Here is a 3,503-nt window from a genome sequence, read left to right as displayed (position 1 = left end):
TGGAGCTGCTCCAGCGCGGCGGTCAGATGGACAGCATCCAGGCTCCAGGGCTTCCTGCCTTCGACTCCGAGGACGTGGACGATCTCGAAGATGCACCCGACAACGAGCTGGAGGAGACGGAGGCGGCTGTCCTCGACCAAGCGACTGCAGCCCGCTCTATGGCGGAGCTTAGGGCGGAGCTGGCAACACTGAGCACCCTGGAGGGGTTAGCACAGTCGGTTCTGCGGAGTGGGACGGATGCCAAGTGGCGCGAGCTGGCGAGCCTGCTGGAGGAAGTCTTTACCAAGGGTGCCCTCGCAAAGCATATCGGCGAGACCCCAGAACCCTATGGAGCCAAGGAGATTCCCAGGCCAAAGTCGTCCCCAAGCCAGAAGCTGGTTCTCTTCACGGAACACCGCGACACGCTCAGTTACCTACAAACGCGTATCACGACCCTACTCGGCAGCGAAGACGCTGTCGTGATGATCCACGGTGGGATGGGGCGTGAGGATCGCTTAAAGGCACAGGAAGCCTTCCGACATGATCCCGCTGTTAAGGTGCTTCTTGCCACGGATGCCGCAGGCGAAGGAATCAACCTCCAGCGAGCGCACCTGATGGTGAACTACGACCTGCCCTGGAACCCCAATCGATTAGAGCAACGCTTCGGGCGCATCCATCGTATTGGGCAGACGGAGGTGTGCCATCTGTGGAACTTGGTGGCCGACGAGACCCGCGAGGGCGATGTCTACCGAAAGCTATTAGAAAAACTGGAGCAGGCGCGTAAGGCACTCGGTGGCCAGGTATTCGATGTGCTCGGCAAGCTCCAGTTCGAGGGCAAGGCACTGCGCGACTTGCTGATCGAGGCGGTGCGCTACGGCGATCAGCCCGAGGTGCGAGCGCGGCTCACGACGGCGCTGGACAACGCACTGGATCGGGCGCACCTGGCGGGGCTACTAGAAGACCGCGCCTTAGCGCACGATTCGATGGATGCGAGCCGGGTCTACCACATCCGCGAGGAGATGGAGCGAGCCGAGGCGAAGCGCCTCCAGCCCCACTACATCGAGGATTTCTTCCTGGAAGCATTCAAGCGCCTGGGCGGAACGGCAAAGCAGCGCGAGCCGCGCCGCTACGAGATAAGTCATGTGCCTGCCCCGGTGCGCAACCGTGACCGGATGATCGGAACGGGCGAGCCCGTGCTCGGGCGCTACGAGCGCATTGCCTTCGATAAGCCGCTGGTCGCCCCACAAGGCCAGCCACTGGCGGCGTTTGTCTGTCCCGGCCACCCCTTGCTTGATGCGACGCTCGACCTGACTCTGGAGCGCAATCGGGACTTACTGAAACGCGGAGCCGTGCTGGTGGACGAGCGCGACTTGGGGACGAAACCGCGCCTACTGTTCTATCTGGAGCACGCGCTACAGGATGCCAGTATCACGCGCTCCGGCGAGCGGCGCGTGATCTCCAAGCGAATGCTCTACGTAGAGCTGGATGAAGCGGGGACGACGCGCCATGTGGAGTACGCGCCCTACTTGGACTGCCGCCCGCTACGCGAGGGTGAGCCAGACGTCGAGGCACTTCTTGCTCGCCCGGAGTGTGCCTGGATCGGCCACGGGCTGGAGCAGAAGGCGCAGGGCTACGCCGTGGCCCATGTCGTCCCGGCCCACCTGAAGGAGATTCGGGATGCGCGTGTGGCGCTGATTACCAAGACCGAGGCGGCGGTGAAGGAGCGGCTGACCAAGGAGATTAACTACTGGGATCACCGTGCCGAGCAGCTCAAGCTCCAGGAGCAGGCAGGGAAGGCGAATGCGAAGCTCAACTCGGGTGAGGCGCGTAAGCGGGCGGACAACCTGCAAACCCGGCTCCACAAACGCCTGGCGGAGCTGAAGCAAGAGGCGCAGATATCTCCGCTCCCACCCGTGGTGTTCGGTGGCGTTCTACTCGTTCCGCAGGGATTGGTAAACGCGATGGCAGGCAATTCTCTTTCACCAAATCCTGCCTTGTCGCCGGTGGACACGCAAGTGGCGGCAGCCCGCGCCCGTGCGGTGATTATAGAGGTGGAGCGCGGCCTTGGTTTCGAGCCGACGGATCGGGAGTTCGAGAAGCTGGGCTACGACATCGAGAGCCGCGTGCCGGGAACGGGCAAGCTGCGCTTTATCGAGGTGAAAGGCCGTGTGAGCGGTGCGGAGACGATCACGGTCACCAAGAACGAGATTCTGTACTCCCTCAACAAGCCCGAGGACTTTATACTCGCTATCGTCGAGTTTCTGCCCGGCGGCGATCACAAGGTACACTACCTCCGCCAACCCTTCCAGCGCGAACCTGACTTTGGCGTGACCAGTGTAAACTATAACTTCGCGGAGCTAATTGCTCGTGCAGGAAATCCTAAGTAATGAATGAAACCAATACTCAGAACGGCTTGTTCCCAGAACTAGAATTGGATAGCCATAATCCCTCTTTAGAGAACGTCTTATTTCCCGTCTCTTTGGAAGATGTATTTGCTCAGCTCGCAAATAATGTCACGTTAGATACTTTTCATAAAGCTGTTGTTGATATTGAGCGGAAACGAGTTATGACAGTGGTAACTGACCGCTATAAACTCATTACCAATGCTGAGGCGATTCAAAGAGGCGAAAATATTTTCCGTGAAGTATTTAGTCAACCAACAATTGAAGCAATGGAACTGTACAATGTAATCACACCCAGCACACGTACTTTTTGCCATGTGGACTATACACTTAAAGGATATACATTTTCTTTTGAATCCAATGATAAGTGGCTCCCATTTCTCCGTGTGACCAATAGTTATAACAAAACAAAACCTTTACGATTTGATTTTGGCTTTTGTCGTGCTATCTGTCGAAACGGGATGATTTTTAATCCCAAACAAGTGACGATAAAACGCTACCATATGGGAACGCAGTCACAAGCCCACGATCTTGCTGGAGTTGATTTGAGTGTTATCAAGAAGATGGAAGTGCACTTCTTGGAGAAACTCAATAATCTGAAGCGATTCGCTGTTCCTCCTAATATGATGTTGCCTCTCACGTGCAAGGCACTCCAGATTCAGGTCACCGAGGAGCAAGTTAACAAACCAAGGGCATGCGATCTGATCAAGGTCTTTGGAACGCAGGTACAAAAATTAACCAACCAGTACTTCAATGAGCTTGGGCATAACGGCTATGCTGCCCTCAATGTCCTGACCGATATGGCCACACGTCCTGAGGGTATCGGGTTTTCTAATACTGCCCAAATCCACTCTCTCCAGTCACACTGTGCGTTTTGGATCGACGATTTTATCATCTCCATAAAGCAAGACTCATTCGAGTTTCCAAAATATATTAGTGACTATCAAGAGTCTGCAGCGCGGGTTTCAAAGGTGATGAGCGCATGAATCTGTTTGAAGATACCAACCCTCGTGCGCTGAAGGATTTGTTAGCGGAGGTGCATTCACGAACGATGGTGCTCCCAGACTTCCAGCGAAACTTTGTGTGGGAGCCGGGTGCGACGCAGGAGCTGATCGTTTCGAT

The 3,503-nt window shown here is 56.0% G+C and carries 2 protein-coding genes; both read left to right on the top strand.

The window, feature by feature from the left end:
- A partial coding sequence (locus tag ACH2EH_RS17845) for a helicase-related protein (RefSeq protein ID WP_395143706.1) occupies positions 1-2,366 on the top strand: 2,366 nt, incomplete at its 5' end.
- Positions 2,366-3,367, top strand: a complete 1,002-nt coding sequence (locus ACH2EH_RS17840) for a DUF932 domain-containing protein (protein ID WP_395143704.1) — start codon at positions 2,366-2,368, stop codon at positions 3,365-3,367. The genes ACH2EH_RS17845 and ACH2EH_RS17840, both read left to right, overlap by 1 nt.
- The last annotated feature ends 136 nt before the right edge of the window (positions 3,368-3,503 follow it).

Origin of the sequence: Armatimonas sp. (assembly GCF_043760365.1) — a bacterium.
In the GTDB taxonomy this organism is placed as follows: Bacteria; Armatimonadota; Armatimonadia; order Armatimonadales; family Armatimonadaceae; genus Armatimonas.
This window is presented reverse-complemented; position numbering and strand designations above follow the sequence as displayed.

Coding starts and splice junctions, on each gene's coding strand:
- ACH2EH_RS17840 (WP_395143704.1), top strand. CDS start 2,366: ATGAATGAAACCAATACTCAGAACGGCTTGTTCCCAGAACTAGAATTG.